11 protein-coding genes are annotated in these 14,359 nt (G+C 48.0%); 4 read left to right on the top strand and 7 right to left on the bottom strand.

All coding sequences use genetic code 11. The features are described from left to right. Positions 1-365: 365 nt before the first annotated feature. The 3 genes from EA408_12480 to EA408_12470 all read right to left on the bottom strand — a co-directional run bounded on the left by EA408_12480 (position 366) and on the right by EA408_12470 (position 5,382). Positions 366-2,582, bottom strand: a complete 2,217-nt coding sequence (locus EA408_12480) for a hypothetical protein (protein TVR69591.1) — start codon at positions 2,580-2,582, stop codon at positions 366-368. A 149-nt stretch (positions 2,583-2,731) separates the two neighbouring features. Continuing rightward, positions 2,732-3,985, bottom strand: a complete 1,254-nt coding sequence (locus EA408_12475; GenBank protein TVR69590.1) for an endonuclease — start codon at positions 3,983-3,985, stop codon at positions 2,732-2,734. Between the two features lie 35 nt (positions 3,986-4,020). Then, positions 4,021-5,382, bottom strand: a complete 1,362-nt coding sequence (locus tag EA408_12470) for a hypothetical protein (GenBank protein ID TVR69589.1) — start codon at positions 5,380-5,382, stop codon at positions 4,021-4,023. A gap of 135 nt (positions 5,383-5,517) precedes the next feature. Between EA408_12470 and EA408_12465 the strand changes: the two genes are divergently transcribed. Together EA408_12465 and EA408_12460 are read left to right on the top strand one after the other, a co-directional pair. Continuing rightward, complete coding sequence (locus EA408_12465; GenBank protein ID TVR69588.1) at positions 5,518-7,095, top strand: amidohydrolase; 1,578 nt, start codon at positions 5,518-5,520, stop codon at positions 7,093-7,095. Next, positions 7,088-7,288: a hypothetical protein gene (locus EA408_12460; protein ID TVR69587.1), complete on the top strand. Its 201-nt coding sequence runs from the start codon at positions 7,088-7,090 to the stop codon at positions 7,286-7,288. The genes EA408_12465 and EA408_12460 overlap by 8 nt, the downstream gene beginning before the upstream one ends. Here EA408_12460 and EA408_12455 read toward each other — a convergent pair whose 3' ends face one another. The 4 genes from EA408_12455 to EA408_12440 all read right to left on the bottom strand — a co-directional run bounded on the left by EA408_12455 (position 7,289) and on the right by EA408_12440 (position 11,140). Continuing rightward, complete coding sequence (locus EA408_12455; GenBank protein TVR69586.1) at positions 7,289-8,629, bottom strand: TolC family protein; 1,341 nt, start codon at positions 8,627-8,629, stop codon at positions 7,289-7,291. It lies immediately after the preceding gene. A 107-nt stretch (positions 8,630-8,736) separates the two neighbouring features. After that, positions 8,737-9,030 carry a hypothetical protein gene (locus EA408_12450; GenBank protein TVR69585.1) on the bottom strand — a complete coding sequence of 98 codons (294 nt, stop codon included), beginning with the start codon at positions 9,028-9,030 and terminating at the stop codon, positions 8,737-8,739. Between the two features lie 113 nt (positions 9,031-9,143). Beyond that, positions 9,144-9,827, bottom strand: coding sequence for an ABC transporter ATP-binding protein (locus EA408_12445; GenBank protein ID TVR69584.1), 684 nt, complete (start codon positions 9,825-9,827; stop codon positions 9,144-9,146). Between the two features lie 56 nt (positions 9,828-9,883). Further along, on the bottom strand, positions 9,884-11,140 hold the full coding sequence (locus tag EA408_12440) for an HlyD family efflux transporter periplasmic adaptor subunit (GenBank protein ID TVR69583.1): 1,257 nt from the start codon (positions 11,138-11,140) through the stop codon (positions 9,884-9,886). Between the two features lie 280 nt (positions 11,141-11,420). On the opposite strand from EA408_12440, the gene EA408_12435 reads away from it, so the two are divergent. After that, positions 11,421-12,797 carry a sigma-54-dependent Fis family transcriptional regulator gene (locus EA408_12435; GenBank protein TVR69582.1) on the top strand — a complete coding sequence of 459 codons (1,377 nt, stop codon included), beginning with the start codon at positions 11,421-11,423 and terminating at the stop codon, positions 12,795-12,797. Next, the gene (locus EA408_12430) at positions 12,787-14,139 is read left to right on the top strand and encodes an ATP-binding protein (protein ID TVR69581.1); all 1,353 of its coding nucleotides are present in this window, start codon (positions 12,787-12,789) and stop codon (positions 14,137-14,139) included. Before EA408_12435 ends, EA408_12430 begins: the two co-directional genes overlap by 11 nt. Positions 14,140-14,359: the final 220 nt, after the last annotated feature.

Raw genomic sequence — 14,359 nt, 5'->3', positions numbered from 1 at the left:
AGCTTAACATCTCAAAGAACAAGTCTTTTATCCCTCACTTGATAAAACAAATATAATATGAAATACCATTCGGCTCCAAATTTTTTCGCATCTCTGTATCAACAATAAAACAACAGGGGTTGTCAACATTTTGTTAATTCAGCAAAGCTGCTATTGATTAAAATTTTATCCAAGGATTACAGAAAAACCATGTCTGTTATCAACAAAATGTTTTTTTTTCACAACAGGTTATTAACATTACCCCCCCCAGCCTATGTAAGATAAAATATTCACATTTGAAAATCATTGCCAAATGAGCAATATATTAAATGTAAGCCAGACCGAATATCAATTAATCGGCGTGTTTAAACAGTAATTGCGGAGTATCATTTCCTCCTCAACAGATACCAGATTGCCTTATGGTCAGCGCCACGGAGAGTGATCCGGTTATCGCGTGCCGTCACAAATCTGTCCGTTCGCAATCCGTCATGGTCGAGTATCTCTAAAGAATATTCACTGTTTCCGGGCATTTGAATATCGACATTGACCGGTTCAAGCAGAAGCGGCCTGGTGCCGGTTGATATAAGGGTATCACCCGCTTCGTTGTATTGCATACCCGTGTTCATGCCTCTTGCAACTGTTGTAATAAGTATTTCATCAGCGTCTTCAAGTGACCTGTCACGGTCCAGGCTGGTAACAAGGATTACTGCAAACTTATTGTCAGACTTCAAAGTCAGGTCCCCCAAAACAATTTCCCTTTCGGGGATGAACCCGACAACACCCTTTGTGCCCGGCGTGTTAACTGAAAAATAATCATTATCCCCGTATGACCACGTCAGCTCGCCTGTAACAGATGTAATTATGCCGCTAATTGTATCCCACTGAGCCGACAGATCGGGGATATGGGTCTCCTGTGGGGCATCGGTAAATTTCACCGGAATACGACCGATGGCAAGTGTCTGGGGAGGTACAGAACCAGAGAACCTCTTATCGTCATAACCCTGGTCCACCGTCTCCTCAAACCCCAGACGGCCCTCTTCCATTGACGGTACATGAACATTACGGGTGGCTATCACAGGACTCTCTGTAATATCATTACGGTAAACCATCCGTGCCAGCGCCGGGTAAAGTCCCATATGGAGCGGACTTGTAGCATTATATACTCCATGATGTTCCGATTGCAGGTATGGCGAGAACCTTGGTATGTCGGTGGCAAAAGAGAAAGAAGCATCCCAGCCCTGCAGGCCCATCCCGTAAATTGCAATAATCGGGGCCGCCTCGGCGGTCCACTGGTTGGGCACCAGGCTCATCCATTCGGAGAAGGCAAACGGCCTGTCCACCACCTGCTGCATTCCAGCCGAGAACAGCCCTGACCCGGGCTCGGAGAGCATGGAGTTGTTCCTTACAAACCCGGGACGTATCCCGTGACCACCTTCGCCACCTCCGAAATAGTTGTGCCGGTCTATCATACCAATCAAATAATCTGCATGAAGGTTATAAAAATGTGAGATGCCCGAGCCTGCCTGCCAGCAGGAAGCAACCAGCACTCCCCTGTAACCGGTATCGCGGACAGCCTTTTCGAATTTCCTGTAAAACTCCACCTGCTTTTCATATAAAAACCGCATCTTATCAAGTATATGGGTTGCCATTTCGCGGTTCTCTGCAAGTGCAGTTTCATATTCATGACTGAAAACACCATGGTTGGGCCGGGGATAGATATTCAGCAGGGCAATCGATTCCCCTTCGGGTATATTCTCCTTGCCCCATGCTTTCTCAAGGGCGGATTGCGATCCGTATTTACCCAGCAGCCATTCCGAGAACTGCCGGCACAGCAATGCACGGTAGGTCGGCGCCTGCTCCAGGGACCTTTCAATGGCGCTCCAGAAAATATTATCCTCATTCTGGAACTCGATGAACGCCAGCGCGGGGTCATCAGCGTAACGAAGTCCGGTATGGGGATTGACATGATTAAGCATATCAACGGTCAGTGCGATGTTAAGCTCCTGCAGGTCAGGTGCAAAATTAACCAGTCCGGCCGTGGATCCGTTCAGATGGCTCCAGGGAAAGCTGAGGTTCTTTATCTCTTCATATGCAAGCAATTTACTGCTGTCACCTGGCTGAACACGATGACCATAAATATGTGACCAGCTGTAGTATATCCCATTTTCACGCAATCGGTACTGAAAATAGTCGAGTCTCTCAAACCGGTCCCTGTCGAAGCGGGTTGAATGATCGCCATCGTAGGCATACCATGAGAATTTGTGGAACCTCACTGCATTCATTCCGTATTTGGCCAGCAGGTCGGCAAAGCTGTCAGCCCTTGCCTGCTCAACAAAAGGCGCTCTGCTGCATATGTTCGTGCCCCATAATTTAACCGGTACGCCATTCTCAAACCTGAGGTTTTCTCCATCCATCTGAAGAAAACCATGCTTGCCGGCAGGAGCATCCAGCCATTCATTCATACCAATCACACCGGGTTCCAGTGTGTTCGAGGGAAGAAAGGGAAACCAGTCATCATCCGGTGCAGGACCCTTTTCATACCATGAACTAAATAAAACGAAAACTGTAAGGAAAGCCGTCGCAGGGAAAAACCTTTTAAGCATATTGCAAAGTAGTTAGGTGAATAAAAATATTTGGCATCCAATAATAGACATTTTTTACCAATAACCCCAAATCAATAAATTGAAAGGAATCATACCTGTTAATCACTCGGGGAGACCTGCAGAATTATATGAAACAGCTTGTGGGCGCTTCACCAGAAGAGATCGAGCACCACCGGAAGATGATCACTAAAGCCGCCGGTATATCTGAACCCTTCATAGCTTCTGAATGGCTTGTATCCGAACCATGTATCATCAGGCACAAGAAGGAATTCACCCGCAAATACACTGACAGAACCGTAACTTGTACGCAGTCCGCCAGCAGACCCAAGAAGTGCCCCGGAAACAATGAACTGGTCAAAAAGAAACCATTCTCCCCTGAATTTATAACTCCTCTGCCCCCGCATATTCTCATGCGAAATATTGTAGAGCCTTCCCGCTTCAGGTTCGCGGTAATCAAACCCGGCCCCCAGGTAATTTTTAAGGCTTGCATCACCTGGCTCATCGTTGAAGTCGCCCATAATAACGATCCTTGCATCAGGATCAGCACTGAAAATCGAATCGGTAAGCGAACGCAGGACCAGGGCCGCATAATTACGGTAACGGGATGATTCCGCTACCCCTCCCCACCTGCTCGGCCAGTGGTTGGCAAAAAGGTGAAGCGTGTCGGCCGGAGCCACATCTGCCAGGCCTGCCAAACCTGAATAACCTGCTAAACCTGCCGTATCTGCTGACCCCGCTGACGCTTCTGACGCTGCCGGGCCAGACAGACTGGCCACCCCCTTTATATAAACTATATCTCTTGTAGTAGCGACGGTGTCAAAAGGAAAACTTACCGGGATGAACCTTTCAGCAAGCAGTTCAAAGCGATCGGGACGATACAGGATCGCAACATCAATTCCCCGCCGGTCGGCTGAATTCCTGTGAACAATGCCGTAACGGTACCTCCCCAGACCCGTCCGGTTCACAAGCATTTCCAGCACATACCTGTTCTCAACCTCGCAAAGACCTATTATGGCAGGCACGTGCCAGTCGCCAGCAGCGACAATAGCCCTGTAAAGATTATTGATCTTGTTCTGCAGCCTGAAAACAGTCCACCGCCTGGCACCATCAGGAGTAAAATCGTCATCATTTCTTAGCGGATCATTGGCAGTGTCAAACAGGTTCTCAACATTGTAAAAGATGATCCGGAACAGACTGTCCTGTTCATTACCGGTACCGGCAGCAGAAGAAATTATTAGCAGCGACTGCAAAAGGAGAGCAACCAGGAATATCCTGACAGGCAAATAAAACAGTCGAACCGCCGGCAGCGCCCTCGCAGGCAGATACAACAGGCGAACCACCGGCAGGACCCTGGCAGGCAACTGCCATACAGAACCTACACTCTCTTTGACTGTTTTAAGCATTGTAAAATATTTACAGCGCAGAAACTGATCGCCGGCTACTCTTCAGGATACCACTCAAAAGCGCCCATATCGGGGGCTTTGTCATCAATCCGGCTGTTACCGTCAAAATCGAAAGGGTGAAGGGCCCCGGTCTCCGGGCTGCCAGCATCAATGGCCGGAGACCCCTCAATCAGCCTGAAATTATATTCATCCACACCTGCAAAGCCAGGTTCCTTACCCGTAACGCAGTTGCTGAACAACTCACTGAAATCGGAAATAAAACCAGGTTGCAAAGCAACAAGACAATGATCGAACTCAACATCGAAAACCCCGTCGGGATGCATTGCAAAGTCTATCTCCTGGCTACTGGCTCCGTGGATTATCGTATTTCCGAACACGGCCTTAACCGGCCGCAGCTGTACATTTTCATAGATGTCGATATAGTAGTTCCCTATTACAAGTGAAGGAGTGCGACGGGAAGAGTATCTCCAGTAATTTGCAAACGTACAATGATAGAAAGTGTAATCACCCCCTATCGTAAGTGCAGCCAGGTAATGACCGCAGTTGGCAATTACCGTATTATAGGAGTATATGGTGGTACCCCGTCCGATAATGCCGGCGTAAGTCATATTCTCAATACGGCTGTTTGCCAGGTACAATGTAGTGTTGCCGGCCAGGGCAACCGTATCTGCCAGAATACCGTTAACCGCATTCCTGATTTTTGCGTGTACAAACCTGCTTTCGCCACTACCTGGCAACAGCCAGATACCCTCCCACTGCCCTGGAATGTTCCGGTATGAGGTTTCGGTTCTTGCACCCTCAAGGACTATTGGGTCTTCGCTGGTTCCCTCAGCTATTATCGTGCCGGCAACAAAAAGCCGGGAATTCTGTGAAAAATGCATCCTTACACCCGGTTCAATCGTCAATACCTGATTGGTGTCAACAACCATGTAGCCGTAGACCAGGTATGGCCTTTCGGCGGAAAGGATTCGGCTGTCCAGTATCTTGTCCCTGATTACGGTTACATTCTGTCCCCAGGCCACCAGCTTAACATCCTGCTCATTACCATTTGTAACAAAAACCACCGAGTCGCTAACGATTACAGGATGGTTGCCGTTTACCGGGTCAATGGTCGTTTCGACAAAAACATAAAGGCTGTCTCCTCCCCTGAGCTTAATATCTGTGAACTCCCGGCCCGGAACCCCGTCAACATTGATTCTGTATGGAGATGAAGTGTCGCCTGATAAACGGATGCTCGATATCTTCAGATTCTCCCGGTAGGGGTTATACACCTTAAAATGGCGGGTTGAAGAGCCTATTGTTGTAAATACGGTGTCAAACAACAATGTATCAGTAGAAAAAACAAGGTTTGCAGCAGGATCCTCCAGCAGTGGATCTTTTTCACACGACGCCTGCATAATAACCAGGACGAAGAGTATTACTGCAGGCAATATGTTTGGTCTACTTATAAGGCTCATAAACTAAAGGCGAAGGCATTAATAATAAACAGCGAAAAGCCGGAAAAAGTGTATTTTCGCAAAGAAAAAGAAAAAATGGATCTTATCATATATAATGCCGTTATATATACCGTCGACAGCAAATTCACGATTGCACAATCAGCAGCAGTAAAAGACGGGAAATTTGCAGCCGTTGGCAGCGACAGAGAAATACTCGGCAAATACCGTGCTTCTGCGGTAATCGATATGCAGGGCCGGTTCGTATGGCCCGGATTTATTGACCCGCATTGTCATCTCTATGGTTACGGATCCAACCTGATGTATGCCGATCTGACAGGAGCCAGGTCGTATGAAGAGGTAATTGAAAGGATAAGGGAACATGACAGCCGGTTCCCGGGCGAATGGATCCTTGGGCGGGGATGGGACCAGAACCTGTGGCCCGGACAGGCTTATCCGGGTAAGGAACCCCTCGACAAAGTGTTCCCCGGTAAACCTGTGTTGCTTACAAGAATTGACACTCACGCGGCTGTAGCCAACTCCGAAGCACTCAGGAGAGCCAGGATCGATCCCTCCCTGGCAATTGAAGGCGGTGAGATTATCAGGGACGGGGGTGAACCGACAGGTTTGCTGATTGACAATGCCATAGGGCTGGTCAGGAAGCATGTGCCGGAACCCGGCTACGAATCGAAAGTTACAGCCCTCATGAACGCACAGAGGAACTGTTTCTCTGTGGGGCTGACCTCAGTTGGAGATGCCGGGCTGGACCATGACGTCATAAAGCTTATGGATTCCCTCCACAGGTCGGGCGACCTTAAAATGAGGGTCTATGCAATGTTAAACCCTTCTTCTGAGAACTTTGCGACATACATGCACCGGGGCATATACAAAACCAGCCACCTGAATGTGCGGTCGGTCAAGCTTTTTGCTGACGGCGCCCTGGGCTCACGTGGAGCAAGGCTGATCGACGAATATAGTGACCATAAAGGGAATAGCGGACTCCTGGTTGTAGCGCCCGAATACCTGGCAAAGATCTCAGAAGAAGCCCGCGATTTCGGTTACCAGGTTAACACCCACTGCATAGGCGACGCAGCAGTGCGTTTGGTTCTCGGCATCTACGGAAACCTTCTGGGCGGCAAAAATGACAGGCGCTGGAGGATAGAACATGCACAGATGGTTCACCCCGATGATCTGCCCCTTTTCAAAAGATACTCCGTTGTACCCTCCGTACAGGCGGTACATGCAATGTCTGACATGAAATGGGCAATTCACCGGATAGGGCCCGGCAGAATGAAATATTCATATGCATTGAAGGACCTGCTTGAACACTCCGGCTGGTTAACCAACGGAAGCGACTTCCCTGTTGAACATATAAATCCTCTCCGCGGCTTCCACGCTGCTGTCGCAAGAAAAGACCCTGAAGGCTATCCACGGGAGGGATTCCAGGCAGAGAACGCGCTTACCAGGGAGCAGGCACTGAGGGCTATGACCATCTGGGCGGCCAGGGCTGCCTTTGAAGAGCATGAGAAAGGAAGCATTGAGCCGGGTAAGTTCGCCGACTTCACGGTCACTGAAGAAGATCTGATGCAGATGGATATGGATGGCGTACCGGACCTGAAAATAAACAGCACCTACATTGCCGGAGAAAAGGTATACCCGGCAGGAGAATATGACTGAACCGGGGTGCAATTCCGGATTTACCGCCAGTCCGGGTCCCAAACAGTCAGCAAACCAACCTGCGGAAGACTTGCCCGGAGCTTCAAACAGTTTTACGGGCGTACATAACTATGAAAAAGGTCATAAAGAAGCCGGCCGGGTTTCCCCGGCCGGCAGACCACTTGTTAACCTAAAAACAAGAGAGAAAAACTGACTATCTTATTGCGAGAGGTTCGCCAAGGTAAAAGTCCAGTATTATCGACCGCAGGAAATACTCATACTTGGCCTGGACCATATTTGACTGTGCCCTGAAAAAGCTGGCCTGCACATGCTGGTAATCAACAAAATTTATTAGCCCGAGTCCGAATTGCTCCCTGGAATGATTGAATGCTTCCTGTGCAGCGGCTACTGCCTTTTCGGCCGATTTATAACGGTTGTATGAATTGGTTGTGCTGTTATGCATCTGGTGTATCTCCATATAAAGGTTCTGCCTCGTTTCATCCAGCTGGTATTGTGCATCGAGTACCGACACCTTTGCATTGCTTATCCTGTTGCGGGTGGTCCAGCCCTCAAATATCGGTATGGAAAGGCTGACGCCAAGCTGCCTGTACCTGTTATCCCTTATCTGGGTTGAATATGGATATTCAGCGCCACCAACCGGATTAACTGCAAGTTCCGAATACCGGGAGTAAAGTGTACCCTGAAGTGAAAGACGCGGACTCTGAAGTCCGCGGGCCACGGCAAGCTCCTTCTCGCGGCTTTTCAGCATATATTCAGCTACCCTCACCTGCGGCAGGATAGCTTCCGCCTCATCATAAATATTATCCACCGTACTGATTGCAGCACCTTCATTGATTACTACCTTCTCAGGAACTGCAATCCTGAAGTCACTGTCATTATCAAGTTGCATCATTTGCACAAGGTCGAGATATGACTGGTTAAGGTTGTTTCCTGCAAGTGTAAGCTGATATTCATCTGCAGCAACCTGCGATTCGATCTCTAGCAGCCTGCCCCCGGGTATGTTACCTACCTGGTAGTTGATCCTTGCAGCTTCAAGCTCCAGTGATGAAACCTCAAGCTGGCTCTCCGCAATATCAAGAAGTTCCTTATCAAGTAATATCTGGAAATACGCTGCAGAAATGTTGAGGGAAATATCGTTTTTTGCACGTTCAACCTCCTCCAGTCTTGACAGGAGCAGGAAACGGTGCTGCTGTATGTTGTTGTAATTCTGAAAACCACTGAATACATTAACTCTTCCCTGGATACCCAGGTTCCCCTGCTGAAATTCACGGTTTTCCCACTGGTATGTGTCGTAGTTAAGCGCACGTCCCGAGTTGAAATCATGGTTGGCAAAACCGTAAACTGAAGGAAGCACACCTATCATTGACCGGCTGTAATTGTTCCTGGCACTTTCAGATACGAGCTTCTGCCGTTTTAGCTGGATATTGTTCTCAAGCGCATAATCAATACAATCCTGCAGGGTCCACGTCTGTTGTGTGTAACCGGCAGTAGCTGTAATCAGCAAACCAATCAATATCCCTTTTAACCGTTCCATGTTCGTTTGTTAGTTTCCGGATAATTATTTGCAATCTCATTTTTTAATTTAACCTCCCCCGGAGTCATCATCCTCTTATCAATGATGCTAAAGGGCCAGGCATTGTCTCATGATCTCTTTTTCCTGTAAAGAACCTGAATATGTTTTGAATTCTCAGTGGGCGTGAATATCTGGATCAGTTCCCATTTCGGATCATAGTTCCTGATCGCATTTTTCAGCCTTTCAATCCTTGCAAGTGACTGTGAAAGTTCATCGTCAAACCTGCTCAGTTCATCTTCAACCTCCCAGGGAAAAGATTCCACCCTGAAGTTATAGGTACTTTTTCTGCCTCCGATGGTAAGACTTATCTCTGCAATCTCATCATCGCCAAAGTGGGAGACCGGTACGCACAGATCCTTCATAACTGTCAATTTTGGTTAGAACTTATCTGAGACTGTAAAAAGGAATTTGACCGGATGCGGCAACCCATTTGCCCTGAATTATATGCCGCGATCCGGCAAATTCCTCTCGTTCATTAAAGTAACTTCTTCACGTTTTCTGTTACAATATGTCCGTCAAACAACTGGACTATCCTGTGTGCCTTTTCAGCATCTGATGGCGAGTGGGTCACCATCACGATGGTCGTCCCCTCACCGTTAAGCTCACCAAGGAGGTTCATCACCTCTTCGCCGTTTGCCGAATCAAGGTTACCGGTAGGCTCATCGGCAAGAATAAGCTTGGGTCTTGTAACCACGGCCCTTGCAATTGCCACACGCTGCTGCTGGCCACCCGAAAGCTGCTGCGGGAAGTGCTTGGCCCGGTGCCCGATCTTCATCTTGTTGAGGACCTCCTCAACCTTTTTCCTCCTTTCACCCGAAGGCACATTCAGATAAAGAAGAGGCAGCTCGACATTCTCGAACACCGTAAGCTCGTCAATAAGGTTAAAACTCTGGAAAACAAACCCTATGTTTGACTTGCGCATATTGGTTCGTTGCCTCTCAGTGTATTTGGATACTTCTGTATCGTTGAACCAGAGTTCTCCTGACGACGGATTGTCAAGTAACCCGACTATGTTCAGCAGGGTTGACTTACCGCACCCGGAGGGGCCCATTATGGCAACAAACTCCCCGTTGCCAATTTCCAGGCTGACCCTGTTGAGAGCAGTGGTCTCAACCTCATCGGTCCTGAAGACCTTTACCAATTCATTTGTTTTTATCATGACTTAAGGTTTTAATAATTGTTGTATTCTGTTTTTTTAGTTATTGCTGAATATCATCATCTCAGAACCAGCCTGTCCACATTACCAAAGTTGTCGTAGCTGGATACTATAACCCTTTCACCGGGATAAAGGCCTTCAAGCACCTCATAGAAGCGGGGGTTCTGCCTGCCTATCCGTATATCTCTCCTGATTGCGTATGACCCGGATGGATCGACCACATAGACCCACTGTCCGCCTGTACTCTGGTAAAAACCACCCCTGGGTATCAGTATGGCAGTCCGCGACTCACCCAGCTCAAGACGTATACGGAAGGTCTGGCCTATGCGCAGCTGGTCGGGCACCCCGTTCACAAACTCCATATCGACCGAAAAACGGCCGGCCTGCACCTCTGGATAAATACGGGTGATAACCAGGTCGTACCTGCTCCCGGCAAATTCAAAATCGCCTTTCAGGCCCTGCGTCACCCTCGATATATAATGTTCGTCTATTTCTACACGAAGCTTGTAGGAGTCAAGTATGTTTATGCGCCCCAGGCGTTCACCCCTGTTCACCATCTGGCCGATCTCAAGGTTAAGGGTTGCCAGTTCACCATATACCGGCGCCCTCAGCTCCATTGCTTCAAGACGCTGATAAACAAGCCTCATGTTCTCCTCCATGTTACGGAGTGACGTCTCCATCGCATCAATCTGTAACAGCCTGTAAATAGAATCATGCTCGTAGCTTTCCCTGTAAAGGTCAAGTCTTCTTCTTGAAATTTCGTACTGTTCCTTTGATATCTCGTAATCTTCCCTTGAGATATGGTTCTGCTCCATCAGCACCTTGTTGTTCCTGTACCGGCGTTCATGCTGGCGCAGTGCCAGCTCCAGCTCCAGCAACTGATTCCTGTAGGAGAGGTTCTGCTGCTCAAGCTGCACCCTGAACATTCTCATATCATTGACCGTACGGGCATAATTGGTCTCATGGTTTGAAATATCAAGCAGCAGGGTAGTGTTGGAAAGTCTCGCAAGCGGTTCATCCACTTCTACCATTCCCCCCTCCCTGCGGTATATCTCCTCAACCCGTCCTCCCTCGGTAGCATCAAGAAATATGGTTTGTATCGGCTCAACAGTACCGATAACTGCAATAAAGTCAAGAAAGGCCTCCTCCCTCACCTGCTCAACAGTAATCTTGTCTATTTCGACGTTCAGACGCGAACTCTTATCCCCGAAAACAATCTGGTAAAAAACCAGAACTGCCAAAACTGCCGAGACAGATATCCATGCCAGCCTCCTCCACTTTTTTCCCTTGTTCTCTATTTTGCGGTCCATGCTCATTATTGTACGATTTAAATGTTCCGGCAATTATGTTTCACTAATTATGCCAAACAACATACAGTACTGTCTTTATGCGCTTTAACCACAATGCCATAAACTCCATTACCGGAAAAGTGTACGGTATTGAGACAGGTGCAGTACGAAACCGGACATTTTTATACCGTCACCGGCCGGGAAGATTCATAATAGTATTATATTTACATGTGCAAAGCCGGTAATAATGGACTTGTATCATAATGCCTGATCCGGCTGACGATGAATAACCAATACCTCTGGTACCATGGATGACAAAATAGGCAAAATCCTTGCTGTAGATGATAACGATGATATTCTGTTCGCACTGAAACTCCTGCTGAAGCCCCATGTCGAATTTCTGCAGACTACCAATGACCCTTCAGAAATACCAGGGCTGATGGCTGACGAGGAGTTCGATGTAATTCTTCTCGACATGAACTTTACCAAGGATGCCATAAGCGGACAGGAAGGATTTGACTGGCTCAGCAAGATCCTTGAGATCGATCCTGAGGCGGTGGTGGTATTCATAACAGCCTATGGCGATGCAGAAAAAGCGGTCAGGGCCATCAAAGCCGGTGCAACGGACTTTATCCTGAAACCCTGGCAGAATGAAAAGCTTATTGCTACCGTATCGTCATCAGTGCAACTGAGGCGGTCGAGACTTGAAGCAAGCGGACTGAAAAGCAGGCAAAAAGAGATAAGCCAGGTTCTGGATCAGCCATTCCAGGATTTTATCGGTGTGTCACCCGAAATGCACGAGGTATTCACCACTATAAAGAAGGTGGCAAGAACAGATGCCAATGTTCTGATACTTGGGGAGAACGGGACAGGCAAAGAGCTTGTGGCCAGGGCCCTCTACCGTAACTCGCCAAGGAAGGAGGAGGTGTTCATAAGTGTTGACCTGGGAAGCATAAGCGAGACCCTATTCGAAAGCGAACTTTTTGGCCACGTCAAAGGTGCATTTACCGATGCGATAAAAGACAAGTCAGGACGATTTGAGATTGCATCAGGAGGGACCCTTTTTCTTGATGAGATCGGTAACCTTTCTCTCCCCATGCAGGCAAAGCTGCTTACCGTAATCGAGAGAAAAGAGGTTATCAAGGTAGGGTCAACCAAGCCCATGCCCATTGACATCAGGCTGATATGTGCCACTAACAACAATATCCATCAGATGGTTGCCGACGAGACTTTCAGGCAGGACCTTCTCTACCGTATCAATACGGTAGAGATACACCTGCCTCCGCTTCGTGAGCGTACCGGCGACATACCTGTTCTTGCCGATCATTTCCTGGGTATATATAACAAGAAATACAAGAAAAATGTAACCAGGATCAGCAACGAGGCTATGAACAAGCTGAACCAGTACCATTGGCCGGGCAATGTGAGGGAACTGCAGCATGCAATTGAAAGGGCTCTGATAATGAGCGACTCCAATAAATTGCAGGCTGATGACTTCATACTTTCCTCACAACCGAGGAAACAGGATGATATGGAGCTCCAGACCTATAATCTTGATGAGATAGAAAAAAATGTTATCATGAAGGTTATGAAACAGAACAGGGGCAATATTTCACAGGCAGCGGCAGAACTCGGACTTACCCGTACATCCCTTTACCGCAGAATGGAAAAATATGGTCTATAAGAACTTCAGAACGGTCAGCCTTTTCAGGATACTGCTGCTTACAGCAAGCATATTCCTGTTTGTGTACACCCTGGTCTATTACAGCTTTCACATCACGCCGCTGCTGATCGGACTTATCATAATTCTTCAGATAGTTCTTCTTTTCAAATATGTCGACAAGGTGAACAGGGACCTTACCAGTTTCCTTGAATCTATAAGATTCTCTGAATTCACCCTTACATTTCAGACAAGAGGGATGGGGGCATCTTTTGATGAGCTTAACAAGGCGTTTAACGATGTGATCCAGGATTTTCAGAAGGTCAGGTCGGAAAAAGAAGAGCATTTCCAGTACCTGCAGAGTATCGTTCAGAATATCGATGTCAGCATCCTGGCATACCAGCGTGACGGAACAGTCGAAATGGTGAACAAGTCCGCCAAAAAGCTGTTCCAGGTAAGCAGTCTCAGAAACATAAAGAGCCTTGAAACAATAAGTCCCGAGCTTGTAGCCACACTCACTGAAATCAAACCGGGAGAGAATAAGCTCGTAAGGGTGCAGGAGCAGGACGACCTGCTGCAGCTTGCCATATATGCCACCGAGCTTAAGATACACAGTAAAGAGATCATCCTGTCGACGATTAAGAATATCCAGAACGTTCTTGAAGAGCAGGAAACAGAAGCATGGCAAAAACTGATCAGGGTGCTTACACACGAGATCATGAACTCCATAACACCAATTGCATCCTTATCCTCAACCCTGGAGATGATGCTCAAGGGCATAACCACCAAAGGCAGCGACACACCGCTTGACATGGAGGCTGTGATGGAGATTCAGCAGGCATTGCAGACAATAAACAAGAGAAGTACCGGACTTCTTCATTTCGTCAACACCTACAGGAACCTGACAAGGATTCCCAAGCCCAACTTCCGGATATTCCCGGTGGCTGACCTGATCAGCAACGTACAGATGCTGATGGAGGAGGAATTACGGCAAAACGAGATCAAGCTTATCACATCGGTCATACCTCCCGATATTGAATTCTCGGCAGACGAGCAGCTGCTTGAGCAGGTAATGATTAACATGGTCAAAAACGCCATACAGGCGCTAACCGGCAGGCCCGACCCGAAAATCGTCATTAAGGCCTTCATAAACAAAAGGGGAAGGCTTACCATCCAGGTGCAGGATAATGGCCAGGGCATACTTCAGGAGGTACTTGACAAGATATTCATCCCCTTCTTCACAACAAAACCAAAGGGTTCAGGAATAGGACTCAGCCTGAGCCGCCAGATAATGAGGCTCCACGGCGGCACCATTACCGCAAATTCAGAGCCTGACGTAGGCACCACCTTTACCCTTACATTCTGACAAAAACAGGCCGTTCCGGTCCTGTCAAACAGTCCGCCACCCAGCTAGTCAAACCAGTTCCTGATGATATTGCATCTCCGGCTACCCTGAAGCACCTCCCCCGCAGGTTTCCGTCAGGCGATTCCGGTGGCCATCCATCTGACCTTTGTCGCCAGGAGCTTTTAAATATGATCCGTTGCTTCACCCGTCAGGTACCCGCCGCAAATGATCCGCTGTCCAG

The sequence above is a fragment of the Marinilabiliales bacterium genome, assembly GCA_007695015.1.
Classification (GTDB): Bacteria; Bacteroidota; Bacteroidia; order Bacteroidales; family PUMT01; genus PXAP01.
The sequence above is the reverse complement of the archived record's forward strand: the minus strand, read 5'-3'. Positions and strand labels throughout refer to the sequence as shown.

Coding starts and splice junctions, on each gene's coding strand:
- EA408_12480 (TVR69591.1), bottom strand. CDS start 2,582: ATGCTTAAAAGGTTTTTCCCTGCGACGGCTTTCCTTACAGTTTTCGTT.
- EA408_12475 (TVR69590.1), bottom strand. CDS start 3,985: ATGCTTAAAACAGTCAAAGAGAGTGTAGGTTCTGTATGGCAGTTGCCT.
- EA408_12470 (TVR69589.1), bottom strand. CDS start 5,382: ATGCAGGCGTCGTGTGAAAAAGATCCACTGCTGGAGGATCCTGCTGCA.
- EA408_12465 (TVR69588.1), top strand. CDS start 5,518: ATGGATCTTATCATATATAATGCCGTTATATATACCGTCGACAGCAAA.
- EA408_12460 (TVR69587.1), top strand. CDS start 7,088: ATGACTGAACCGGGGTGCAATTCCGGATTTACCGCCAGTCCGGGTCCC.
- EA408_12455 (TVR69586.1), bottom strand. CDS start 8,629: ATGGAACGGTTAAAAGGGATATTGATTGGTTTGCTGATTACAGCTACT.
- EA408_12450 (TVR69585.1), bottom strand. CDS start 9,030: ATGAAGGATCTGTGCGTACCGGTCTCCCACTTTGGCGATGATGAGATT.
- EA408_12445 (TVR69584.1), bottom strand. CDS start 9,827: ATGATAAAAACAAATGAATTGGTAAAGGTCTTCAGGACCGATGAGGTT.
- EA408_12440 (TVR69583.1), bottom strand. CDS start 11,140: ATGAGCATGGACCGCAAAATAGAGAACAAGGGAAAAAAGTGGAGGAGG.
- EA408_12435 (TVR69582.1), top strand. CDS start 11,421: ATGGATGACAAAATAGGCAAAATCCTTGCTGTAGATGATAACGATGAT.
- EA408_12430 (TVR69581.1), top strand. CDS start 12,787: ATGGTCTATAAGAACTTCAGAACGGTCAGCCTTTTCAGGATACTGCTG.